At 66.7% G+C, this 22,399-nt stretch carries 19 protein-coding genes; 2 read left to right on the top strand and 17 right to left on the bottom strand.

The genetic code is table 11. From position 1 onward, the window contains the following. Nucleotides 1–86 precede the first annotated feature (86 nt). Nucleotides 87–2,981, top strand: a complete 2,895-nt coding sequence (locus tag IAG39_RS21070; RefSeq protein ID WP_118933166.1) for a valine--tRNA ligase — start codon at nt 87–89, stop codon at nt 2,979–2,981. A 111-nt stretch (nt 2,982–3,092) separates the two neighbouring features. Here IAG39_RS21070 and trmD read toward each other — a convergent pair whose 3' ends face one another. The 3 genes from trmD to rpsP form a co-directional block, all read right to left on the bottom strand. Next, complete coding sequence (gene trmD, locus IAG39_RS21075) at nt 3,093–3,917, bottom strand: tRNA (guanosine(37)-N1)-methyltransferase TrmD (RefSeq protein WP_118933167.1); 825 nt, start codon at nt 3,915–3,917, stop codon at nt 3,093–3,095. Beyond that, entirely contained in the window at nt 3,917–4,534 is a 618-nt protein-coding gene (gene rimM / locus IAG39_RS21080) for a ribosome maturation factor RimM (protein ID WP_118933168.1), read from the bottom strand. Before rimM ends, trmD begins: the two co-directional genes overlap by 1 nt. A gap of 89 nt (nt 4,535–4,623) precedes the next feature. Continuing rightward, complete coding sequence (rpsP, locus tag IAG39_RS21085) at nt 4,624–4,884, bottom strand: 30S ribosomal protein S16 (protein WP_054458672.1); 261 nt, start codon at nt 4,882–4,884, stop codon at nt 4,624–4,626. Nucleotides 4,885–5,305: 421 nt separating this feature from the next. On the opposite strand from rpsP, the gene IAG39_RS21090 reads away from it, so the two are divergent. Beyond that, nucleotides 5,306–5,887: a hypothetical protein gene (locus IAG39_RS21090; protein WP_059378945.1), complete on the top strand. Its 582-nt coding sequence runs from the start codon at nt 5,306–5,308 to the stop codon at nt 5,885–5,887. Nucleotides 5,888–5,963: 76 nt separating this feature from the next. Here IAG39_RS21090 and IAG39_RS21095 read toward each other — a convergent pair whose 3' ends face one another. From IAG39_RS21095 to panD, 14 genes are all read right to left on the bottom strand, one after another. Continuing rightward, nucleotides 5,964–6,233: a sulfurtransferase TusA family protein gene (locus tag IAG39_RS21095; protein WP_059378944.1), complete on the bottom strand. Its 270-nt coding sequence runs from the start codon at nt 6,231–6,233 to the stop codon at nt 5,964–5,966. Next, nucleotides 6,233–8,857 (bottom strand): alanine--tRNA ligase, encoded by a 2,625-nt coding sequence (gene alaS / locus IAG39_RS21100; RefSeq protein WP_059378942.1) that lies wholly within the window; start codon nt 8,855–8,857, stop codon nt 6,233–6,235. Before alaS ends, IAG39_RS21095 begins: the two co-directional genes overlap by 1 nt. 81 nt (nt 8,858–8,938) lie before the next feature. Continuing rightward, entirely contained in the window at nt 8,939–9,985 is a 1,047-nt protein-coding gene (locus IAG39_RS21105) for a prepilin (protein ID WP_165867875.1), read from the bottom strand. Nucleotides 9,986–10,005: 20 nt separating this feature from the next. Further along, nucleotides 10,006–10,626 carry a type 4 pilus major pilin gene (locus IAG39_RS21110; RefSeq protein WP_059378940.1) on the bottom strand — a complete coding sequence of 207 codons (621 nt, stop codon included), beginning with the start codon at nt 10,624–10,626 and terminating at the stop codon, nt 10,006–10,008. A gap of 62 nt (nt 10,627–10,688) precedes the next feature. Continuing rightward, complete coding sequence (locus IAG39_RS21115; RefSeq protein WP_059378939.1) at nt 10,689–11,825, bottom strand: hypothetical protein; 1,137 nt, start codon at nt 11,823–11,825, stop codon at nt 10,689–10,691. Next, the gene (locus IAG39_RS21120) at nt 11,818–13,515 is read right to left on the bottom strand and encodes an ATPase, T2SS/T4P/T4SS family (RefSeq protein WP_118933174.1); all 1,698 of its coding nucleotides are present in this window, start codon (nt 13,513–13,515) and stop codon (nt 11,818–11,820) included. Before IAG39_RS21120 ends, IAG39_RS21115 begins: the two co-directional genes overlap by 8 nt. A 50-nt stretch (nt 13,516–13,565) precedes the next feature. Continuing rightward, complete coding sequence (locus IAG39_RS21125; RefSeq protein WP_059378935.1) at nt 13,566–14,063, bottom strand: hypothetical protein; 498 nt, start codon at nt 14,061–14,063, stop codon at nt 13,566–13,568. After that, complete coding sequence (locus tag IAG39_RS21130) at nt 14,050–15,414, bottom strand: hypothetical protein (protein WP_223283401.1); 1,365 nt, start codon at nt 15,412–15,414, stop codon at nt 14,050–14,052. The genes IAG39_RS21125 and IAG39_RS21130 overlap by 14 nt, the downstream gene beginning before the upstream one ends. A 2-nt stretch (nt 15,415–15,416) precedes the next feature. Beyond that, nucleotides 15,417–17,003, bottom strand: coding sequence for a hypothetical protein (locus IAG39_RS21135; RefSeq protein ID WP_059378933.1), 1,587 nt, complete (start codon nt 17,001–17,003; stop codon nt 15,417–15,419). Then, nucleotides 17,000–17,881, bottom strand: coding sequence for a TcpQ domain-containing protein (locus IAG39_RS21140; protein WP_187774059.1), 882 nt, complete (start codon nt 17,879–17,881; stop codon nt 17,000–17,002). Before IAG39_RS21140 ends, IAG39_RS21135 begins: the two co-directional genes overlap by 4 nt. Before the next feature lie 190 nt (nt 17,882–18,071). Next, complete coding sequence (locus IAG39_RS21145) at nt 18,072–19,412, bottom strand: extracellular solute-binding protein (protein ID WP_059378931.1); 1,341 nt, start codon at nt 19,410–19,412, stop codon at nt 18,072–18,074. A 4-nt stretch (nt 19,413–19,416) separates the two neighbouring features. Then, on the bottom strand, nt 19,417–20,673 hold the full coding sequence (locus IAG39_RS21150; protein WP_059378930.1) for a D-amino acid dehydrogenase: 1,257 nt from the start codon (nt 20,671–20,673) through the stop codon (nt 19,417–19,419). Between the two features lie 181 nt (nt 20,674–20,854). Then, nucleotides 20,855–21,907, bottom strand: a complete 1,053-nt coding sequence (locus IAG39_RS21155) for a CDP-6-deoxy-delta-3,4-glucoseen reductase (RefSeq protein WP_059378928.1) — start codon at nt 21,905–21,907, stop codon at nt 20,855–20,857. A gap of 63 nt (nt 21,908–21,970) precedes the next feature. Further along, nucleotides 21,971–22,339 (bottom strand): aspartate 1-decarboxylase, encoded by a 369-nt coding sequence (panD, locus tag IAG39_RS21160; protein WP_013392804.1) that lies wholly within the window; start codon nt 22,337–22,339, stop codon nt 21,971–21,973. Between the last annotated feature and the right edge of the window lie 60 nt (nt 22,340–22,399).

Consider the following 22,399-nt stretch of genomic DNA (forward strand, 5'->3'; position numbering starts at 1 on the left):
GCTGAGAAGACCGCATTACATCTTAAAATGTGCGGTTTGCCGTCCGCGTCCCTAGCCCGGGCGCCCCTGTTTGCCGGAACCCTGCAATGACTCAAGCTGCTCCCCCGAACGCCGCGAACGCCGCGAGCGACTCCCAGGAACTCTCCAAGAGCTTCGAACCCTCCGCGCTGGAATCCCGCTGGTACGCCGAGTGGGACAAGCGCGGGTACTTCCAGGCGGGTCAGCATGTAAAAACGGGGACTGAAAGCCAGCCCTACGTCATCCAGTTCCCGCCGCCCAACGTGACGGGCACCCTGCACATGGGCCACGCCTTCAACCAGACCATCATGGACGGCCTGGTGCGCTACCACCGGATGCTGGGCGATGACACCGTATTCATCCCCGGCACCGACCACGCCGGCATCGCCACGCAGATCGTGGTTGAAAGACAGCTGGACGCCGATAAGGTTTCCCGCCACGACCTCGGCCGCGAGAAATTCGTGGAAAAAGTGTGGGAATGGAAGGAAAAGTCGGGCAACGCCATTACCGGACAGGTGCGCCGCCTGGGCGCCTCGGCCGACTGGCCGCGCGAGTACTTCACCATGGACGACCGCATGTCGCGCGGCGTGGTGGAAACCTTCGTGCGTCTGCATAAACAGGGACTGATCTACCGCGGCAAGCGCCTGGTCAACTGGGATCCGAAGCTGCTGACCGCCGTGTCCGACCTGGAAGTCGTTTCCGAGGAAACCGACGGCCACATGTGGCACATCCTCTACCCGTTCGTCGATGGCCCCCAGACCATCACCGATAAAGACGGCCAGAGCGTCACGCTGCGCGGCCTGACCATTGCCACCACGCGTCCCGAGACCATGCTGGCCGACGGCGCGCTCTGCGTGCATCCCGACGATCCGCGCTACAAGCACCTGGTCGGCAAGCAGGTCGAACTGCCCCTGTGCGACCGCAACATTCCCATCATCGCCGACGATTTCGTCGATCCTGAATTCGGCACGGGCTGCGTCAAGATCACCGGCGCCCACGATTTCAACGATTACGCCTGCGCGCTGCGCCACGATCTGCCCATGATCGTGATCTTCACGCTGGACGCCCACATCAACGAGAACGGTCCCGCGCAGTTCCAGGGCATGGAACGCTACGAGGCCCGCAAGGCCGTGGTCGCGCAACTGGAAGCCGAAGGCTATCTGGTCAAGGTCGAGGCGCACAAGATGATGCAGCCCAAGGGCGACCGCACCGGCGTCGTGCTGGAGCCGATGCTGACCGACCAATGGTTCGTGGCGATGAGCAAGCCCGCCCCCGAAGGCACGCTGAATCCGGGCAAGAGCATCACCGAAGTCGCGCTGGAAGTCGTGGCCGACGGCCGCATCCAGTTCTATCCGGACAACTGGACCACCATCTACAACCAGTGGCTGAACAACATCCAGGACTGGTGCATTTCGCGCCAGCTCTGGTGGGGCCACCAGATCCCGGCCTGGTACTCGGAAGACGGCCAGATCTTCGTCGCGCACGACGAAGCCGAAGCCACGGCGCAGGCCCGCGCGGCCGGCGTGACCGGCGAGCTCAAGCGCGACCCCGACGTGCTGGACACCTGGTTCTCGTCCGGTCTGGTCCCCTTCACCACGCTGGGCTGGCCGGAAAACACCCCGGACCTGCAACGCTACCTGCCGTCCAGCGTGCTGGTCACGGGCTTTGACATCATCTTCTTCTGGGTGGCGCGCATGGTCATGCTGACCACCCACCTGACCGGCCACATCCCGTTCAAGCACGTCTACGTGCACGGCCTGATCCGCGACGCGGACGGCCAGAAGATGAGCAAATCCAAGGGCAACACGCTGGATCCGGTCGACCTGATCGACGGCATCGACCTGGACGGCCTGGTGGTCAAGCGCACCTACGGCCTGATGAATCCGAAGCAGGCCGGCGCCATCGAGAAAGCCACGCGCCGCCAGTACCCGGACGGCATCCCGGCCTTCGGCACCGACGCGTTGCGTTTCACCATGGCGGCCTACGCCACGCTGGGCCGCAACATCAACTTCGACCTGAAGCGCTGCGAGGGCTACCGCAACTTCTGCAACAAGCTGTGGAACGCCACGCGCTTTGTGCTGATGAACACCGAAGGCCACGACCTGACCGGCCCGGAAACCGGCGAAACATCCTTTGTGGACCGCTGGATCGTCAGCCAGCTGCAGACGCTGGAAGCCGACGTGGCGCGCGGCTTTGCCGACTACCGCTTCGACAACATCGCCAACTCGCTCTACCGCTATGTGTGGGACGAGTACTGCGACTGGTACCTGGAACTGGCCAAGGTCCAGATCCAGACCGGCACGCCGGCCCAGCAACTGGGCACGCGCCGCACGCTGATCCGCGTGCTGGAAGGCGTGCTGCGCCTGGCGCACCCGATCATTCCGTTCATCACGGAAGAGCTCTGGCAAAAGGTGTCGCTGGTGGCTGGCAAGCGCAAGGAAGGCGTCGCTGACAGCGTCAGCGTCCAGCCCTATCCGCAAGCCAACCCCGACGCGGTCGACACCGCTGCCGAAGCCGACGTCGCCGAACTGAAGGCACAGGTCGAAGCCGTGCGCGCGCTGCGCGGCGAAATGAACCTGTCGCCTGCCCAGAAGGTGCCGCTGTGCGCCCAGGGCGATGCGCCCACCCTCACCCGCAACGCGCCGTACCTGGCCGCCCTGGCCAAGCTGAGCCAGGTCGAGGTGCTCGACGCCCTGCCCGACGCCGGCGCGCCGGTCCAGGTCGTGGGCGGCAGCCGCCTGATGCTGCACGTCGAAATCGACGTGGCAGCGGAACGCGTGCGCCTGGACAAGGAAATCGCGCGCCTGGAAGGCGAAATCGCCAAGGCCAACGGCAAGCTGTCGAACGCCAGCTTCGTCGAGCGCGCGCCTGCCGCCGTGGTCGAGCAGGAAAAGGCGCGCATGACGCAATTCGGCGAGACCCTGGACAAGGTGCGCGAACAGCGCGCCAAGCTGGGCAACTAAGCCCTCGCGCTGAAAACAAAAACCCCGGAACCTGGTTCCGGGGTTTTTTATTTGCCCGCCGCGGCAAGATGCGCCCGACACAGGCATAGCCGGCAGCGGCCGATAGATCTCTCAGGAAGTCTTGGGCGGCTTGGGACGGGAGGTCCGGCGCCGCCTGGCAGGCTCCGGCAGCGGAGTGCCCGCCAATTCGGCCAGATAGCGTTCGTCGACCGGAGTCAACGCCCCTTTTGCGCGAGCAGCCTCGATCAATTCCGGACGCCGGGCAGCAGTCAGCTCCAGCGAACGCTCACGCCGCCAGCGGGCGATGTTTGCGTGATGCCCGCTAAGCAAGGGCGCGGGCACCGGCTCGCCTTCGTAGACCTCGGGGCGCGTGTAGTGCGGACTATCCAGCAGGCCGGACAAGGCGTCGTTGAATGAATCCTGCAGCGCGGATTCACCATCGTTGAGTACGCCGGGCAACAACCGCACGGCGGCGTCGATCACGGCGAGCGCCGCGATCTCTCCGCCGGACAGCACAAAATCGCCCAGCGAGATTTCCTGCGTGACGCAGCGCGCAATGAAACGCTGGTCCACGCCTTCGTAGCGGCCGCAAATGAGGATGAGACCTTCGCTTGCAGCCAGGGATTCGGCGCCCGCCTGATCGTAGCGCCGGCCGACCGGAGCCAGCAGGGCAACAGGGGCGCGGCCCAGGCCAAGCGCAGCGCGCGCGTCCTGGGCCGCGTTGACGGCGGCTTCCAGAGGCCCCGCCATCATCACCATTCCGGGGCCGCCGCCGTACGGGCGGTCGTCCACGGTACGGTGCACGTCATGCGTGAAATCACGGGGATTCCAGGCATGCAGGGACCACCGGCCCTGGGCATGCGCCCGGCCGGTGACACCCAGGTCCCGCACCACCCCGAACATTTCGGGAAAGAGCGTAACGACGTCTATACGCATCAAGTATCCGCCGGCCAGTCGCTGTCTATGCGGCGAGCTGACAGATCGACGGCGTGTATGTGCGCGCGCACGAACGGAACAAGCATTTCGGCGGGCCGACCCTTGGCGTTCAGGACGGGCTCGGGGCCAGCGGCCCCTGCCTTCTGGCGCAAGACCCTCAGCACGGCATGAGCGCCGTTGTCGAGAACCTCGTCGACCACGCCCAAAAGCGCAGACTCACCGTCGGCGCTGGTATACAGCGCGCAACCGATGAGATCGACCCAGTAGTATTCGTCTTCCTCGGGCGCAGGGAAAGATCCCCGCGGCGCCTGCACGGAACAACCGCGCAGGGCTTCGGCCTGGTCGCGATCCGCAATGCCCGCCAATTGAGCCACCACGGTGGCCCCTTGCGAACGGACTTGCACGACCTTGTATGCGACAGGCGCAGACGCGACAACGCCCCGCGCCAATTCAGGCACAGGGCGAGTCAACCACCATTGAGATGCTGAGAGCAGCACTTCGGCATTGGCCGAATGTGGCTGCACCTTGACCCAGCCTTTCACACCGTAGGCTGCACTGATGCGGCCCAGCTCGATCAAATCCGTCGGCGCCGCGTTGGAGGTTGCGGCATCAGGCATGTATCGTGCTCTTGGTAACTATGAAGCAGCTATGAATGGCAGCTTTTAAAGCGCGGTAAAGCTCAGGGCTTGGTCTGCGACGCGGGCAATTAAGCCGCGGCGGAAACCTTGGCCGAGTACTCTTTGACCAGACGCTCGACAGCGGGCGACAGTTGGGCGCCGTTGCTGGTCCAGTGCTGCACGCGATCCAGCGCAATGCGCAGGGCTTCCGTGCCTTCGCTGGCTACGGGGTTGTAGAAACCCACGCGCTCGATGAAACGGCCGTCGCGACGGTTACGCGAATCGGTGGCCACCAGGTTGTAAAACGGACGCTTCTTGGACCCACCGCGGGCCAGGCGAATCACCACCATAGGTAATCCCTTGAATTAGTTGTGAAAAACGGGAAATTCTAGCACTTAAACACGCCTGCTGGCAAATGGCAGTGCTGAATTGTGCGTAGCGGCGCGATTTGTATCCTAAAACACCACATCCGGGTATTCTACAAACACGGGCCGGGGCCCGCGCCGCAATCCGAAGTGTAGCCGCCCCGCCCCTCTCGTGCTTGTCTTAGTGCGTCAGAACTCAGTGCGTGTGAAGAAATAACCCGATTGAGGAGATCGGTTTTATGTCGACCTACGCAAGACCCCGCGCTTCGATCCTCCCTGCCGCCTGTCCACGGCGCCGCCACCGCACCCGCTTCAAGCCATCTCCGTGAGAGCGGCCCTTCGGCCGCCTGCCCCCACTTTTTCGGCGTTTTTTCCCCAACTTCCTCTAACCGGAGGGTGCACCACCATGAAGAACCAGAAATCAGTCTTCACCCCTGTTGCGCGCCTGGCCTTGGCGGGCTTGCTGGCGGGTACGTTGGCCATGCCGCTGGCCGCCTCGGCCCGAGTCGTGGGCGCTGCCCTGACGACCGCCTCCGGCAAGGTCACTGCAGTGGATCCGGCCACCCGGACCATCACGCTGCAAGGCGAAAACGGCAATAGCGTGGACATCCAGGCGGGTCCCAATGTCCGCAACTTCCAGCAGATCAAGCCTGGCGACACGCTGACGCTCGACTACTACGAGTCGGTGGCGGTCGACGTACGCCCGGCCGGCTCCGGCATTCCGGAAGTGAAAACCGAAACTGCGGCAACCCGCAGCGCCAAGGGAGCCATGCCTGGCGGCGCGGCCGGAAGCCAGACCACCATCACCGCCGAGATCTGGCACATCAACAAGAGCGCCAATCTGGTGACACTGAAGGGGCCGCAAGGCGGCATGCGCACCATCCAGGTCCAGGATCCCGCCCTGCAGGCGCGCCTGCAGCAATTGAAGGAAGGCGATCTGGTTGACTTCACGATCACCCGGGCAGTGGCCGCCGCCATCCGCAAGTAACCTCGGGCTCGCCCCAAGTAAGAGGGCCCGCCTTGCGGCGGGCCCTCTTACTTGGCGAATACAGCCGGCAAGCGGATCAGCGCCGCCGCAGGAAATGCACCCCGCGGCCGTCGATCTCCTGCTGCGCGACCAGCGCATTGCCAGTCTGACGGGCGAAAGCCTGGAAGTCGCGGACCGCGTTGCGATCCGTGGTGATGACGCGCAGCACTTCGCCGCTGGCCATCTGCGCCAAGGCCTTCTTGGCACGCAGGATGGGCAGCGGGCAGGTCAAGCCGCTGGCATCGACTTCCTGCTCGAAGGACGGCGCCTGCGCGCCGCCATCAAGACTGGTATCCGCCCCGCTCATCACAGACGCTCATCCACCCATTTCTGCACGCTGGCGATCGCCGCGGGCAAGGCAGCCAGGTCGGTGCCGCCGCCCATGGCCATGTCGGGACGGCCGCCGCCCTTGCCGCCCACCTGGGCCGCAACGAAGCCAACCAGATCGCCCGCCTTGACGCGGCCGGTCAGGTCGGCGGTGACGCCGCCCACCACGCTGATCTTGCCGTCGGCCGAACCGGTGGCCAGCAGCACGACTGCGGGCTTCAGGCGGTCCTTGAGATTGTCGACCATGCCGCGCAAGGCCTTGGGATCGACGTCGCCGATGCTGGCGGCCAGGACCTTGATGCCCTTGACCTCGACCGCGGCGCTGGTTGCCAGGTCGTTGCCGGCGCTGGCTGCAAGCTTGTTGCGCGACTGTTCCAGATCCTTTTCGAGGCTCTTGACCTGCTCCTGCACCTGCGCGATGCGCGCCGGCAGATCCGCCGGCGTGCTGCGCAGCATGCCGGCAACCTGGGTCAGCAAGGCATTCTGGTTTTGCACCCAGGCCAGCGCGTTGTCGCCAGTGATGGCTTCGACGCGGCGCACGCCTGCGGCCACGCCGCCTTCGGACACGATCTTGAACAGGCCGATGTCGCCCGTGCGGCTGACGTGCGTGCCGCCGCAGAGTTCGCGCGAGAAGCCGATATCGAGCACGCGGACGGTGTCGCCGTATTTTTCGCCGAACAGCGCCATGGCGCCGCCCTTGACGGCATCGTCATAGCCCATGACCTGCGCCACGGTGGGCTGGTTGGCCAGGATCTCGGCGTTGACGATGGCTTCGACGCGCGCGATCTGCTCGGCCGTCAACGGGGCGTCCTGGGCGAAGTCGAAGCGGGTCTTGTCGGGATCCACCAGCGAGCCGCGCTGCTGCACGTGCGCGCCCAGCACCTGGCGCAGCGCCTTGTGCATCAAGTGGGTGGCCGAGTGGTTGCGCACGGTGCGGGCGCGGCGGACCGCGTCCACGCGCGCAAGCAGCGTATCGCCCACCGACAGCGTGCCGGACTCCAGCTCGCCGTGGTGGCCGAAGACGCCAGCCTGGATCTTCAGGGTGTCGGCCACGGCGAAACGCACGCCGTCGGCTTCCAGCAGGCCGGTATCGCCAACCTGGCCGCCCGACTCCGCGTAGAACGGCGTGGCGTCCAGCACGACGACCGCGCTCTGGCCCGCCTTGACCTGCTGCACCTGCGTGCCGTCGACGTACAGGGCCGTGACCTTGACGCCATCCAGTTCCAACTTTTCGTAGCCTTCGAAGCGCGTGTCCGCGCCTTCGTAGCTCAGGCCTTCGGCCATCTTGAACTTGCCGGCGGCGCGCGCCTGGTCGCGCTGGCGCTCCATGGCGGTTTCGAAGCCGGCCATGTCCACGTCCACTTCGCGTTCGCGGCAGATGTCGGCCGTCAGGTCCACCGGGAAGCCGTAGGTGTCGTACAGCGTGAACAGGGTCGTGCCGTCCAGTTGGCCGCCCTTGGGCACGTTGGCCAGGGCGGAATCCAGAATGCGCATGCCGTGTTCCAGCGTTTCGCCGAAGCGTTCTTCTTCCTGCTTGAGCACCTGGGCGACGCGGTCGGCCGTGGCGGCCAGTTCCGGATAGGCCTCGCCCATTTCGGCGACCAGGTCCGGCACCAGACGATGGAAGAACGGCTTGGTCTGGCCCAGCTTGTAGCCGTGGCGCAGCGCGCGGCGGACGATGCGGCGCAGCACGTAGCCGCGGCCTTCGTTGCTGGGGATCACGCCGTCGACGATCAGGAACGAGCAGGCGCGGATGTGGTCGGCGATGACCTTGAGCGAGTTGTCTTCCAGATTCTTGATGCCGGTCTCGCGCGCGGCGGCGGCGATCAGGTGCTGGAACAGGTCGATTTCGTAGTTGGAATGCACGCCTTGCAACACGGCGGCGATGCGCTCCAGGCCCATGCCGGTATCGACACAGGGACGCGGCAGGCGCGGCATGTTGCCGGCGGCGTCGCGCTCGAACTGCATGAACACCAGGTTCCAGATCTCGATGTAGCGGTCGCCGTCTTCCTCGGGCGATCCCGGGGGGCCGCCCCAGATTTCGGGACCGTGGTCATAGAAGATTTCCGAGCACGGGCCGCAAGGACCGGTGTCCGCCATCTGCCAGAAGTTGTCCGAGGCGTAGCGCGCGCCCTTGTTGTCGCCGATGCGGATGATGCGCTCGGCCGGCACGCCGACTTCCTTGGCCCAGATGTCGTAGGCCTCGTCGTCTTCCTGGTAGACCGTGACCCAGAGCTTCTCGGCGGGCAGCTTGTAGACCTGCGTCAGCAGCTCCCAGGCGTACTGGATGGCGTCGCGCTTGAAGTAATCGCCGAAGCTGAAATTGCCCAGCATTTCGAAGAACGTATGGTGACGGGCGGTATAGCCCACGTTCTCCAGGTCATTGTGCTTGCCGCCGGCGCGCACGCTGCGCTGCGACGAGGTGGCACGCGTATAGGACCGCGATTCCTTGCCCGTGAAGACGTCCTTGAACTGGACCATGCCCGAATTGGTGAAGAGCAGGGTCGGGTCGTTGCCGGGGACGAGCGACGACGAGGGAACAATGGTGTGTCCCTTGGACTTGAAGAATTGCAGAAACTGCTGGCGAATCTCGGAGGATTTCATCGTGGGCGAAGCAGAATTTAGGCGAATTTTTGATTATAGAGGGTTGGCGGGCATCCCAGGAAAAGAGGCGGCGCGGCAGTCTTAGCGCACGCAGACGTAGCCGGTGGTAACGCCACCGGATTCAAACGAATCGCCCCGCTCGGAAACTACCATGGGCGTATAGCCAGCAGGGCAGGAGCAAGCGCCGGAGCGGGGATTCGGTCTCCATGTGCCGCGGGTATCGTAACAACCATACCGGCTATTAATGCTGAATGCGCCGCCAAAGCCGCCGCTGGCCGGCGCCCAGACTCGGGACTGGCATGTCAGCAGTTCCCCCTGTTCCGAGGTGGCCACGGCGCCGTTCGCGACGCTGCATGGCTGCCCCGCGCTGGCGCGCGCGCCGACCTTCAGATACGAGCCGACCTGCGCCGAGGCCGCGACGCTCAATTCCCCCTGCAGCTGCGGATCGCGCGTGTCCCGTATCCGGACATAGCGCTCCAGATCCGGCGCGCCCGTTCCGGCTCCCGCCCACAGGGCGAGCGTGCCGGGCGCGTACGCCGACGCCCCGGGCGCCAGGGGATTGGCGAAACTGAATGCCGCGCCGCGCACCAGTCCCGGCGCCGCCGGCCACACCGCCCCGCCGTAGCCGCCGGCGGCATCGATCACGGCGGCGATGCCGGTCAGGTCCGGTGTTTGTGTCCCCGTTTTCATCAAAGGCGTGGCGCTGTAGACCAGTCCGTCCACGCGGCAGCGTTCGCCCGGGCATGCCTGCGACCTGGCGATCCTGATCTGCGCGGAGAAGCCCAGGGCGGAACGGTCGGGAAAATCGGCGGGCAACAGCCCCAGTCCGCGTAATTCGCCCAGAGTGGGCGCCAGCGGATCCGCGAACAGCGGGTTCCCCTGTTCGCTGCGCGGCACGCCTCCCTTGGCAAGGGTGGCGGAGTGCCGTGCCAGCATCTCCGTCACCGCCAGGCGGATCTGCGTCAACCATACGCCGGCGGCACGGGCCGCGGCGTCTTCGATCCGCTGCACCACCTGGCCGGACGCCCAGATAGCCGCCATGGCGCTCAAGGCCAACACCAGCACCAGGCCCGCCAGCGAGAATCCGCGCTGCCTCGGCCACATCGCCGCAGCATGCGATCGGGCCATCAAGAAGCTCGCGCACCGGTTCATTTTGCGACGAACAAGAAGGTGTTGACATCGCCCGGACTGCATTGGGCCTGAGCCAAAGCCGCGCGGTAGGGCACGCTGGGCGTTGCGAACGCATCCTTCACGACTCTGAGGCCGCCTCCCCCGCCGCCTATCGAGATGGTCTCGGACATCCGTTGCAGCACCGAGGCCAGCGACGGACATGCGGCCTGGCTGACATTGGTCAGCTTGATGGAGAACGCCGAACCCTGCCCCGCGCTGCCGAACGAGGCGGCGGCGACCTCGACCACCCCATTGCCGCCAACGCCGCTGCCGCCCAGGCCATGGGCGATGCGCGCCGCGCCCCCTGTCCCGTCGACGGCCAAGACGCTGGATTCCCGCAGCGCATTGGCCATGGCGCCTGTGTCGAGACCGGCATAGGGCGTGACCCCGCCGCCTTGCGCATTGGTCTTCATGCTGGCGATGAAGCGCTGCAGTTCCTCGCCCACCTTGGGAACCTTGTTCTCGACGACATAGGCGCCAATGGCCGGAATGCCGACGATCGCGATCAGCAGGACGATGGCGGTGACGATGGACACCTCCATCAGGGAAAAGCCCCGCTGCCGGTTGGCGCGTAGCAGGACTGCGTGGACATGATGCATGCTTGCTCTCCTTGTGAAAAAAAGCATGCAGGCGGACAAGCGCCGCATGCCTGATGCAGCCCCTATTGGCTGGCGTAGAAATTGGTCAGCGCCTGGCGCAGTTCGTCGATCACGGCGTAATGCCAGAGCGTGATACCCAGCACGGCGGCCACGGACGAGAGCAGCAACGTCCAGCGCAACACCGATGCCTGCCGGCGCACCCGCGCCAGCAGGCGCGACTCGACGCGCAGCCGTACTTGCGCAAGCCCAGCCTCCATGCCCAGGCAGTCCATCATGTCGGCCATGTACCACCAGGTATCCGCGTCCAGCAGCCCAGTGCCGAAGATCTCCGGCCCCGTCTGACCACCGTCTATCCGCCCCAGCATGTCCAGCAGATGCGCATGCATCCAGGGAGCCGTATCCCGGGCCTGCACGGCCAGGGCTCGTCTGAGGCGAGTGTCGGCCGCGCCGTGCTGCCTGACCAGCACTGCCAGCAACGCAAGAAAGCGGATGGCGTGGAAATCCCGGTAGAGCCGCCACAACAGCCAGCGATCCAGCCGCGGCCGCGCGGCGCCGGTGTAACGCGGCAACGACCACAGGCACAGCAAGACCAGGCCCAACAACAGCACCAGCCACAGGGCCAACCATTGCCTCAGGCCTTGCGACAGCGCGAACAGCGCGCGGGTCAGGCGACCGTACTCCTCCGCCGGCACGGCCTGGAACACCTGCTGCAAGCGCGGCACGCTGAAGAAGGGAATGGCGCACAGCAAGGCGAATGCGACGGCTGCCGCCGCGAAGCCGGCCGCCGCGGCCGAGACCAGGGCCAGCCACGCATCCGACGCCAGCCGTACGGCCCGCGCCACGTCCCGCAACGCGGCGGACAGATCGCCGCCCTCTTCCTGCACGCAGCTGAGCAGCACGCATTCGCTGGACGGCAGCGTGTCCGTCCAGGCGGCGCCCAGATCGCCGCCGGCCTCCAGATACATGCCCGCCCAATGCCTCGACAGCCGGCCCCGCACGGTGTCCTCGCCATGACGGCGCGCGTCATCCTCGAAGACATCGCGCAGGTTCTTGCGGCCCTGTGTTCCTTCGACCAGGTCGGCCAGATATTCGTAATAGTCCGCTCGCCCTGCACGAAAGCGCAGCGCGTCCAGGCGCAGCGACAGGGTGCGGCCGGAGGGCAGGCTGAGGAAAGAACGCGGCGACAGCGGTTCAGCCATGGCCGCCCCCGCCAGATCCTGGGCCCTGCGCAGGCAAGACCGCAGGAAAGTCGAAGCGGCGCAGCAGCGCGCGGGGATCGACTTCTCCGCGGCTGACCTTGTACAGGGCGCAGTCCCGCGCCAACGCGCCGCGCGCGGCCTCGTTGCGCCAGGCGGCGGGCCCGGCAGCCTCGGCCTGACGCTTGAGCCCCACGTTGTCGCGCGTGCGCACCCTTTCAAGAAAGCCTTCGACGCGCTCGGGCTCAAGCATTTCCGCCGCCACGCTGCGGCCTGCGATGCCGTTCAACTCAGGCAATTGCGCACGCCTGCAAGCACTGCAGCCTGCGGCATTCCTGACCCTGAGCGTGTCAGGCTCCAGCAGGAACTCATGCCGCATCCGCTTCAACCATGCCTGCCATTCGAGACGCTTGCCGCCCCCGGCGGATCTGGACCACAGACTGTCCACGGGCAGTGAGCAGCGGCTGCACAAACGCGGCAGCAAGGTCTGGTAGACCAACAACTTGAGGATGCCTGGCGTCGCCAGAAAATCGCGCGACACGCCGATCGAATCCGACGCCAGGCGTTCGGGTATCAGCACGGCGCCAGCGGCGTGGGTGGTGGTGTACAGGCTGACGCCCGAACCGGCGAGATCCATGAACGCGCGGCCGGTGTCGACGTCCCGGATCTCGCCGATCAGCAGATCGTTCATTGCCGAGCGCTTGATGGTCTTGAGCTTGGCATCGAACGCCGGCCAGGCGGATTCGGCCAGAGCGCCTCCCAGGGTGTTCTGCAAGGCGTTCTCAATGATGTACTCGACCGGATCTTCCAGCGTGATGGCCTTGCGCGTGGGCGCGATGCCGCGCATCAGCGTCGCGATGGTGGTGGATTTGCCGGAGCCGACCACGCCCGCCAGCACGATGGCCCCGCCCTCGCGCTCGCGCGCCCGCGCCAGCGTTTCGACCTGCGCGGGCAGATAGCCCAGCGCGAGCAGATCGGCATTGGCGGTTGCGTCCAGCCGCAATATGCGCAAGCACACCGACGGCCCCGCATCGGCGGCCAGCGAGGCCCAGCGCAGCACGATAGGTACGCCATCGATGTCCAGCCCGATGCGCCCCTGCTGCTCCAGCGCGGGGTCGAACACCGCGCCATTTCCCCCCCTGACATCCATCCAGGCCACCGCCAGAACCTCCAGCAGCGTCGCATTGGACAGGCCCGCAAAGCGTTCCGTGCCGACGTATTCCCCGCCGATGGTGTAGCGGATATCGCAGGCAGCGCGTCGCCGGTTCACGTTGATGTGCACGTCGCTCGCTCCCTGCGCCACGCCCCAACGCACGATGTCCTGGAACAGGGCGGCCAAGGCCGAGGCGCGCTCTTCCCGCCGCTCCCTGCCGCGCCCGGCCAGCGCTGGCGCGGCCAATTGACCGCGCGCGATCATCAGCAGCAGCGGCGCGGGCAACTGATAACGGGACACTTGCGCCAACCGGTAACCGCGTGCCTGCACCATGCGCTCGACCTCGTCGATCTGGTCGCCCACCGTGTAGTCCTTTACGGCGAACACGGCGGCCTCGCCGCTCTCGAGCAACACGGGACACAGCCTGCCGGCGAGCGCCGCAAGATCGAAATCGCGTCCGAGCGCACGCGCGAATGCGGGCTGCAAGCGGGCGATGTCTTCGGCCGTTTGCAGCTGGGGCGGCTCCCAAGCCGCCGCCATGGGAAGCACCACAGCCGGATGCGCCGCGACGGACTGCAAGGCATGCACAGTCATGGCCGCCCCCTGCCCGCATCGACGCAGGCAGTGCGTTCCGTATCGCCGCGGCGCAGCCTCACGCAGCTGTCGTCGATCGCCAGCAGCTGGTAGGCGCGGCCGTCGACGGCTCCCGCGACGGGTTCGCCCCTGCCGGTCTGGTAGCGGAGCACGGCGCCATTGACCGCGACGTCGGCGCTCAAGCGTCGCGCAAGGCCGAAAATCGCCATCACCCGGATATCGTCGGATGCCCTGGCGGGCGGCGGCGCCTGCCCCACGGACTCGGGTCCAGGACGGCACAGGCCGGGGACCCGGCAGTCCGCCAATGCGGCCGCGGCATCCGCGCGCAGCAAGGCGCGCACGGTTTCCGTCTCTGGCCATGGCCGCGGTTCGTCGGCGCCTTGCGGTGACGGTTGGCCGTGAGCGGCCGGCACCAAGGCGGCCGACAAGAGCAGACGCCCGATGAATCCTGCCACGGGATTCGAGCGCGTGACGGCGCCCCTATTCCTGTTCATAAAGTTCTCCCTGTAATTCGGCCACCAGCGTGCTGGAAACCAAGGTGGGCCTGGGTTGCGCCTGGATGTCCAGCGACAGGCGGGACCATCGGGCCGCCGCGACAGCGCCGTCGAGCAGCGCGAAGGAACGCAGAGGTCCCCGCAAGGTGATGGCGCGGCTGCGGATGGCAGGCTGCAGCGGGATGGCGACGCCGGGTTGACCTGCGCCGGGTTGACCTGCATCGGGTAGGCCGGCGACGCGTTGACCAGCGGGTTGGGACTGCACCGGCAAAGGCAGCGGCAATGCGGCCGCAAGGATCACGGAAGTAAACGCCGCCCGCATGCGTTGCAACGCCGCGATCAACCCGGTATCGACCTGCAGCGCCGTGGGCAGGACCAGGTCCGCCAGCCCCACCGGCGAGGACGCCATGCGCCATGACAGCGTGGCTTCCTCCAGCGGCTGGAATGTCACTTGCCAGCCCGCGGGCCGCAGCGCATGCAACACATCGTTGGCAGCCTGCGGATGCGCCCTGACATAGACCGCGGAGCAGTTCCACGACTGATCCCCGGCCAGACAGCGTGCGCGGCTCAATGCCCAGCCGCGCACCTGCATGGGGAGCCTGCCGAAGCCGTCCAGCAAGCGGGTGACCTCGGCGGGAGCATGAGCCACGGTGTTTTGCAGCAGGGTCAGATACGGATCCCGTTGCGGCGGGATATCCTGCGCAGCGGGCTGATCGGGCGATGCGCGGTCCGGCCGCAATCCGAGCAAACCGTCCCACATTGGCGGCGCAATGGCGGCAAGCGCCACGCAGCCCAGGAACAGGCGGAACGCGAGCGGCAGCTCGGCCCAACGCGAGGACAAGGCGAGCAGCTGCGCGGCCGGGTCCGCCGCCTGCATCAGCAAGGCCCAGGCCTCGTCGGCTTCCCGCGCCGGCAAGGCGGGGCGCCGGGCGCGCAACAGCGCCTGTTCACGCAAGGCTTCGTCGAGCGTGGCGTATACCCGGTCCGCCTGCGACAACACGGTGCCGCGCTGCGCCGCCACCAGCCAATGCCCGCCGCTGGGCAGGCTGATCAGGCTATGGCCCCCATCCGGATACAACAAGGCGTACAACTGCGCGGCAGCCTGGATGTGTCCCTGCCTGCGCCGCCCCGCCCGCGCACCGCCGCGCCACGGCGAGCGCATGCGGCCATAGCCGGCCACCATGGCCGGCGCCCCGCCCACGACATAATGGCTGGCCCGCAAGCGGCGTCCGCGCGAACGGGCCAGCGCGGGAATGTTGGAACCGATCAGGGCGAACCAGCGCAAGCCGAATGCCAGCGTACGGCCGGTACCTGGAACGTCGAACAACAAGGTGGGAGGGACGCGTTCCATGCCTAGTACCCTTCCTCGACCTGGGCGGTTACCAGCACCAGGGTCGTCGTGCGTTCCGAGGCGGCACTATCCAGGCCGCCGGCGATGAGCGGCAGCCCCGGCGCAAGCCGTTGGCGGTCATGCTGTTCCTGGCCGCGATCGAAGCCGGAGACGATGATGGGCTGGCCGGGGCGCAGCTCGACCTGCTGCACCGTGCCGTTGCCGTCGATCGTGACCTGCTGGACCTGCACCTGGTTGCCGCGCTCGCCGAACGTGATGGTCTTCAGGGGTTGGGCGACCGCGTTGTCATAGGCCAGCGACAACAGGATCTGGCCGTCCTCCTGGATGTCCGGCAACAGCGTCAGGAAGGAACCTACCGTTTCTTCCTTCTGGCTGATGGACACCGCGGGCAGCGAACCGTTGGCGCCTCCTGCCGTGGTGCCTGGGACCGCAGTGCTCTGCACCCGGTCGATGTAGCTGAACGTCGTTCTGACCGCATGGGTAACCGGGCGACGGTTCAAGGTCAGGATGGGAACCTTGTTGTGCCGCACGACAGCGCCCATCGTGCTGAGCGCGGAGATGATGGCCTGCGAGCCTTCGAATGGCCCCCTGGCCGTGGAAGCATCCAGGCTGCCCCCGCCCGATCCGGCCCCGGGCAGCGCCAGCCGCGCCGCCGCTCCCGCCGCGGCGTAGACGATGTTCCAGTCGATGCCCCCCGAAACGGCGTCGTTGGCAACGACCGTGATTTCCTCGAACACCAGCCGCACCCGACGGGTCAGGGCCTTGTTTTCACGTTCGAGGTAACGGGCGACACGCTCCAGCGCCTCGGGCGTATCCGTGACGACGATCGAGGTGGAGCCCTCCACCGCTTCGGCGACTACGCCGGAACGCGTCAGGAACGGCATGACGTTGGCGCGCAGGATGGCCAACGCGTCGTGCTGCCCCGCCGACAGGGAAGTGTTGGAGGTGCTTTCAAAGCCTTCGCCCTCCGGGCTGCCTTCGCGGCCCAGGCGCACGTCCACCTTGCTGCTCAGCGACAGTGCGCGCAAATCGAACACGCGGGTCTCGGTGCGGTAGAACTCGAGCGCGTTGTGCTCGTAGCGCCAATGCACCGAGAAGCGCGCGGCCAGCGTGTCGAGCAAGTCGGCCAGCGGCTGCGCGCCCGCGCGGATCTCCAGGCTGGCCGGCGCCGGCACGGACAAGGCGCCATTGACGGCCAGCCGGGGAAGGAACAGTTCCAGCGGCAGCAAGGCGTCCGGACGCACTCGCACCGCGATGCCGGTGATGGCGCTCAGGCGCTGGGCCAGGGTCGGCAGATCGGCGTCGTCGGCCAGTATCAAGGTGGTCCGCACGTTCTCGCGCAATGCGGGCGGCAGCGCCACTTCCCGCGCCAACGGCTGGGGCTTGCCGGCAAGCCAGGGCATGGCGACATCCTGGGCCGCGACGCGCGCGGCCCGGTCCGACAACCCTTCGGTGAAAGCCCTATGACTGGCGGCCACCTGAGCCTGACGCGCGTTTGCCGCGCGGCGCTGATCCGCGACCTGTTGCGACACCGCGCAACCGCCCAGAACGCCGCACGCCGCCACACTCAAGAACAATATGCGCATCATGCCGCGGCCCCTCCGGGCGTGGCCATGCGCGTGCAGGACTGCGCCAATGGCACGACGCGCAGCACCCGGTTGCCGTAGAAGCATGGCTGCAGAGGCCTTTCGGCGAGTTCTGTGGCGCCCAGCAGTTCGCGCACGGCCGACTTGAAGTCGCCGGAGAATTCGGCCGTCGCCGACAAGGGGATGTCCACGTCCACGGCCCAGTGCTGCGGCTGGAAGGTCCAGCCCGCCAGGTCCGCCCAGCGCGCCAGCACGGCTCGCAGCGTGGCGTCCGGCGGCGCCGCGCGGTAGACGGGCTGCGGCGCCGAGACCGGTGCCGACGCGACGCCAGCAGCCGGGGCCAGCGCAACGCCTGCGGCGGAAGCCGCGCCCGCCAAAGGCCCGGCGGCTTGCAACGCGCCGATGGCGGACGCCGCCGTTTCGGCAGGCCGCGCCGCCCCGATGCGCTCAGCCAGGACCGCCGGCGCCTGGGCTGCGGGTTCATCCTGCGGCCTGCCCCCCGCCCGGGCGTCGGCGACCGCCTGCAGGCGCTGCGCGCGGGCGCTCAGGCGCCCGCCGCGAAACAGCAGCCCGCTCCACCCTCCCGCCAGCACGACATAGGGGTCGCGCCGCAAATAGGGCAAGGCGCGCTCGCCGTCGCTGCCAACGCCGAAAATCGCCGGCAGCGGCTGGCCCGGCGCGAACTGCAGCCAGGTTTCCTTGCCGTCGTCGAATACCTGCATGGGCGCGACCGAGGGATCGCCGGACAATTGCCAGTCGAAGCGGAAGCCTTGAGCAGCCTGCCGCGAGGCTTCCCATGAAGTTGCGGCCGGACTCTTGCCGGACCCTGCGCAGGCCCCCAGGCAGGACAGCCCTGCCGCCAGGAAGAAGAAACGAACCATGCCTCACCGCGAGCAAAAGGCGCACCGGAATCGATACGCATGAGAGGCATGGTGGATGAGCGCCCTCCGCGTCGCCAGACTGGCATGTACGCATGGATGGTTTGGTCGCGCGGCGGACGGACGAAAAAAAACCCGGTCCAGGGACCGGGTTTGCGTCAGGGCGTGGCGGCGTTTGCGCCGCCCGCCTGAATCAGCGTTGCGCTGCGATGCTGCGCGCCTGCGTGGCGGCGTTGTTCAGCGCCGCAACCGGCGGCACCTTGCCTTCGAAGGCGTCATCCAGCTGCTGGTTCAGCACCGGCTCGATGCGCGTGTAGTTGGCCATGCGGAAACCGCGGCTGTTGGCCGTGGGCGGGGTGCGCATGGACGCGATCAGCGCCTGAGCGCCCGGAATGCGGTCATAGAACGACACGTCCGAAGCGCGGAAAGCGGCTTCCGTCAGCGGCAGGAAGCCGGTGCGCTGGTGCCATTCCGCGGCGACGACGGGCTTGGACAGCCAGGCCAGGAACTGCGCGGTGGCCTTTTCCTCGGCCTGGGGATGGCCTTCCAGCGCCCACAGCGCCGAACCGCTCACGAACGGCTTGCCGCCGTCCTTGGTGACCTGGTCGTAGTAAGGCAGGGGCGCCACGCCGAAGGACAGCGACTTGGTGTTGATGAACTGGCCGAACGCGCCGGTGTTGGCGGTCAGCACGGCGCATTCGCCCTTGGCGAACAGCTTGTCGCTGGCGTTGTCGGCGGAATGCGCCGTGAACAGCAGCGAACGCTTCCAGCTCACCATGAGCGAGATGTGGCGCATGTACAGCGTGTCGAACTGCATGGCCGGCGCCGCCGACTTCTTGGTGACAGCATCGAGGCCGTTGTTGTTGCTGGTGAACTGCTGGTTGTTGATCGGCGCCAGGTTCTCCAGGTGGACCGTGACCTGGTCGCTGGAGGCGTAAGGGCAGTCGATGTCGGCCACGTCGCGCAGCTTCAGCAATTCGCCTTGCAGGCCGGCCCAGGTGCGCGCGGGCTTGTTGGGATCCAGGCCCGCCTTCTTGTAGGCGGCGGTGTTGTAGAACATCACCGGCACTTCGGCCATCCAGGGGAAGGCCAGCAGGCGGCCCTTGCTGTCGCGCGTGAAGCTGCTGGTGGCCGGCACGAACCAGTTCAGGTCCTTGATCGGGTACTTGGCCAGCAGTTCGTACAGCGGCAGCACGGCCTTGTGCTGGGCGACGACTTCAGGCGAATGGTTGTCGGTCAGCTGCAGCAGGTTCGGGCCCTTCTTGGCCTTGACCGCCGTGACGGCTTCCTGCTCCAGCGCGCTGGGCGAGGCGAAGCCGCGCAGCGTCACGCGGACCTGGTCCTGCTCCTTGTTGTATTGCTTGGCGAGCTTTTCGAACTCGGCCTTGTTTGCGTCGGTCAGCGTGTGCCAGACCTGGATCTCGACCGCAGCGGCATTCGCCGCCCCGGCCATCGCCATGGCGGCGCCGAACAACCATGCACGCCGGCTGGCGAACATCGCGCGGGCAACGCCCGCCAATTGCAGATTCTTCATAGGTTCACAGACCAAGAAAAGGAAACTCCGGTTCCGGCCGCCTTCCGCTGAGCAGATCGGCCAAGGCCCGGCCCGAGCCAACGCCCATGGTCCAACCGAGCGTACCGTGTCCTGTGTTGACGTACAGGTTGGGGATACGGCTGCGGCCGATGATGGGCACGTTCGAGGGAGTGGACGGGCGCAAGCCCGACCAATAACTGACGCGCTCGAAATCGAGCGCGTCGGGAAAAAGTTCGCGCGCCAGGCGGGTCATGGCTTCGCAGCGTCCGGTGTTCAGGCTGCGGGAATAGCCCGACAGCTCGGCGGTTCCGGCCATGCGCAGGCGGTCGCCCAGACGCGAGAAAACCACCTTGTGGCTGCTGTCCGTCAGGCTGACCGTGGGCGTGGCGTCCGGCTTGATCACCGGGAAGGTCGCGGAATAGCCCTTGGCCGGATAGACATTGCAGGGCACGCCCAGCGGCCGCAGCAGGTAGGGGCTGAAACTGCCCATCGCCACGACGTAGGCATCGGCCGACAAGACGCCGTAACGGCCGTCGGGTTCGATTATCTCGACGCTTTGCACCGTGCCGCCGTTGGTCAGCAGGCGCGTGGCGCGCGTGCTGTAGCGGAATTCGACGCCGGCCCGGGCGCAACGCTCGGCCAGGGCCACGGTGAACAGGTGCACGTCGCCGCTCTCGTCCTCGGGCGTGTAATCGCCGCCGACGATGGTCTGGCGGTGCGGCGCCAGCGCGGGCTCGATGGCGATGACCTCGTCGGTCGAGACCACGCGGCGTTCCACGCCGAAGTCGCGCATCAGGCCCGCAGCGCGCTGCGAGTTTTCGAATTCGTGCGGATCGCGGTAGAAATTGAGGATGCCGCGTTCCAGGTGGTCGTACTGGATGCCCAGTTCAGCGCGCATGCTGCGCAGCGTCGCGCGGCTGTATTCCGCCATGCGGACCATGGCACGGATATTGGGAGCGAGGCGGCTGGGCAGGCACTCGCGCAGGAACGCCAGCCCCCACATCCATTGCCGCCAGTCCAGCTGCGGACGGAACAGCAGCGGGGCGTCGTCCTGGAACATCCATTTGAGCAGCTTGAGCGGGGCCTGCGGATTGGCCCAGGGTTCGGCGTAGGAGACCGAGATCTGGGCGCCATTGGCCAGACTGGTTTCCTGGGCGGGACCGGTGCAGCGATCTATGACGACGACGTCATGGCCGGCCTGGTTCAGCCACCAGGCGCTGGAGATTCCGATGATGCCGCCACCCAATACCGCTACTTTCATGCCCGCATTGCTCCTTGCGTGCCAGCTCGGTTCGCCGACCCTATGTCCGCGCCCCATGGCAAGCTGCTGCCACGGCAGTTTACCCCGGCGCTTTGCCCGCGCCTATGGAATAAAAAGGGGCGGAAGTCACAAACCTTTCCAGGCCCGCTCGTTCCACCCCGATTCGCTCATGCCCTGTTACTCAAGACTGGGTTGCAGCCCGGGCCAGGTCCGCTTCGGACGTGAAGGCGTCGGCGTAGAACTCCTCGGGCGGCAAGCCATTCTGGGCGCTGAATTCGCGCCTTGCGGCGTCCACCATCAGCGGCGTGCCGCAGGCGTAGACCTGATGGCCCGAGAGGTCGGCGATGTCCTGCATGACGGCTTCGTGGACGAAGCCGGTGCGTCCGGTCCAACCGTCTTCCTGCAAGGCATTGGAGACGACCGGCACATAGCGGAAATCGGGCAGCATGCCGGTCCACGATTGCGCCAGCGCGTCCATGTAGAGGTCGCGCGGACGGCGTCCTCCCCAATACAGCGCCACGGGGCGCTTGATGTTGTTGTGGATCATGTGCTCGACGATGGCCTTGACCGGGGCGAAGCCCGTGCCGCTGGCCAGGAGCACGACGGGCTTGTCGCTGTCTTCACGCAGGAAGAACGAGCCGAACGGCCCTTCCAGGCGCAGGATCTCGCGCTCTTTCATCTGCGTGTCGCCGGCGCCGAACACGTGGTCGGTGAACACGCCGCCGGGCATGTGCCGGATGTGCAGTTCGAGGGGGCTGCCGGTGTGGGGCGCGCCGGCCATCGAATAGCTGCGCCGGCGGCCGTCCTTCAGGATGACTTCGATGTACTGGCCGGCGTAGTAGCGGAACTGCTCGGAGGCGGGCAGTTGCAGCTTGATCACGGTGACGTCCGGGGCCACGCGTTCCAGCGCCTGCACGCGCGAAGGCAGCTTGCGGATCTGGATGTCGCTGGCCAGGCGGACTTCGGTGGATTCGACCACCATGTCGGATTCAGGCCGGGCCTGGCAGAACAGCGTGTAGCCGCCGGCCAGTTCCTCGGGTGAAAGAATCTGTGCGGGATACTGTCCCGCGTCGAACTCCCCGGACACCACGCGGCCCTTGCAGGTGGAGCAGGCGCCGTTGCGACAGCTGTACGGCAGGACGATGCCGGCGGCCAGCGCGGCATCGAGCACGGTCTGGCCGGGTTCGACCGGGAATTGGTGCTGGCTGGGTTGGATGATGACCTGGAAGCTCATGATGAAACGGTTCAGGGTTTTAGCGGAGCGCCTCGCTCGCGAAGCGCTCCGCCCGGCCCGGCCTCAGGCCGGGAACTTGCGGATTTCCTTGACGCGGTTGGCGTCGTCGACCAGCACCACCAGCGGCTTGTGCGTGGCCGAATCGGCCTCGGACATCGGGCCGTAGGTGCAGATGATCATCAGATCGCCGACCTGGGCGCGGCGCGCGGCGGCGCCGTTCAGGGAGATGGCGCCGCTGCCGCGGGCCGCCTTGATGATGTAGGTGTCGAAACGTTCGCCGTTGGTGACGTTGTAGAGCTCGATACGTTCGAACTCGCGCATGCCGGCAGCGTCCAGCAAGTCTTCGTCGATGCCGCAAGACCCCTCGTAGTGGAGGTCGGCTTCGGTGACCGTGACGCGGTGCAGCTTTGCCCGCAGCATGATGCGTTGCATGATAAATATCCTGGTTTCGCGGCCCGGAACCGCGAAGTGTTGCAAGAGTGATGCCCGGCA

Origin of the sequence: Achromobacter xylosoxidans, from assembly GCF_014490035.1 — a bacterium.
Classification (GTDB): Bacteria; Pseudomonadota; Gammaproteobacteria; order Burkholderiales; family Burkholderiaceae_B; genus Achromobacter; species Achromobacter bronchisepticus_A.

Coding starts and splice junctions, on each gene's coding strand:
- IAG39_RS21070 (WP_118933166.1), top strand. CDS start 87: ATGACTCAAGCTGCTCCCCCGAACGCCGCGAACGCCGCGAGCGACTCC.
- trmD (WP_118933167.1), bottom strand. CDS start 3,917: ATGCGTATAGACGTCGTTACGCTCTTTCCCGAAATGTTCGGGGTGGTG.
- rimM (WP_118933168.1), bottom strand. CDS start 4,534: ATGCCTGATGCCGCAACCTCCAACGCGGCGCCGACGGATTTGATCGAG.
- rpsP (WP_054458672.1), bottom strand. CDS start 4,884: ATGGTGGTGATTCGCCTGGCCCGCGGTGGGTCCAAGAAGCGTCCGTTT.
- IAG39_RS21090 (WP_059378945.1), top strand. CDS start 5,306: ATGAAGAACCAGAAATCAGTCTTCACCCCTGTTGCGCGCCTGGCCTTG.
- IAG39_RS21095 (WP_059378944.1), bottom strand. CDS start 6,233: ATGAGCGGGGCGGATACCAGTCTTGATGGCGGCGCGCAGGCGCCGTCC.
- alaS (WP_059378942.1), bottom strand. CDS start 8,857: ATGAAATCCTCCGAGATTCGCCAGCAGTTTCTGCAATTCTTCAAGTCC.
- IAG39_RS21105 (WP_165867875.1), bottom strand. CDS start 9,985: ATGGCCCGATCGCATGCTGCGGCGATGTGGCCGAGGCAGCGCGGATTC.
- IAG39_RS21110 (WP_059378940.1), bottom strand. CDS start 10,626: ATGCATCATGTCCACGCAGTCCTGCTACGCGCCAACCGGCAGCGGGGC.
- IAG39_RS21115 (WP_059378939.1), bottom strand. CDS start 11,825: ATGGCTGAACCGCTGTCGCCGCGTTCTTTCCTCAGCCTGCCCTCCGGC.
- IAG39_RS21120 (WP_118933174.1), bottom strand. CDS start 13,515: ATGGCGGCGGCTTGGGAGCCGCCCCAGCTGCAAACGGCCGAAGACATC.
- IAG39_RS21125 (WP_059378935.1), bottom strand. CDS start 14,063: ATGAACAGGAATAGGGGCGCCGTCACGCGCTCGAATCCCGTGGCAGGA.
- IAG39_RS21130 (WP_223283401.1), bottom strand. CDS start 15,414: ATGGAACGCGTCCCTCCCACCTTGTTGTTCGACGTTCCAGGTACCGGC.
- IAG39_RS21135 (WP_059378933.1), bottom strand. CDS start 17,003: ATGATGCGCATATTGTTCTTGAGTGTGGCGGCGTGCGGCGTTCTGGGC.
- IAG39_RS21140 (WP_187774059.1), bottom strand. CDS start 17,881: ATGGTTCGTTTCTTCTTCCTGGCGGCAGGGCTGTCCTGCCTGGGGGCC.
- IAG39_RS21145 (WP_059378931.1), bottom strand. CDS start 19,412: ATGAAGAATCTGCAATTGGCGGGCGTTGCCCGCGCGATGTTCGCCAGC.
- IAG39_RS21150 (WP_059378930.1), bottom strand. CDS start 20,673: ATGAAAGTAGCGGTATTGGGTGGCGGCATCATCGGAATCTCCAGCGCC.
- IAG39_RS21155 (WP_059378928.1), bottom strand. CDS start 21,907: ATGAGCTTCCAGGTCATCATCCAACCCAGCCAGCACCAATTCCCGGTC.
- panD (WP_013392804.1), bottom strand. CDS start 22,339: ATGCAACGCATCATGCTGCGGGCAAAGCTGCACCGCGTCACGGTCACC.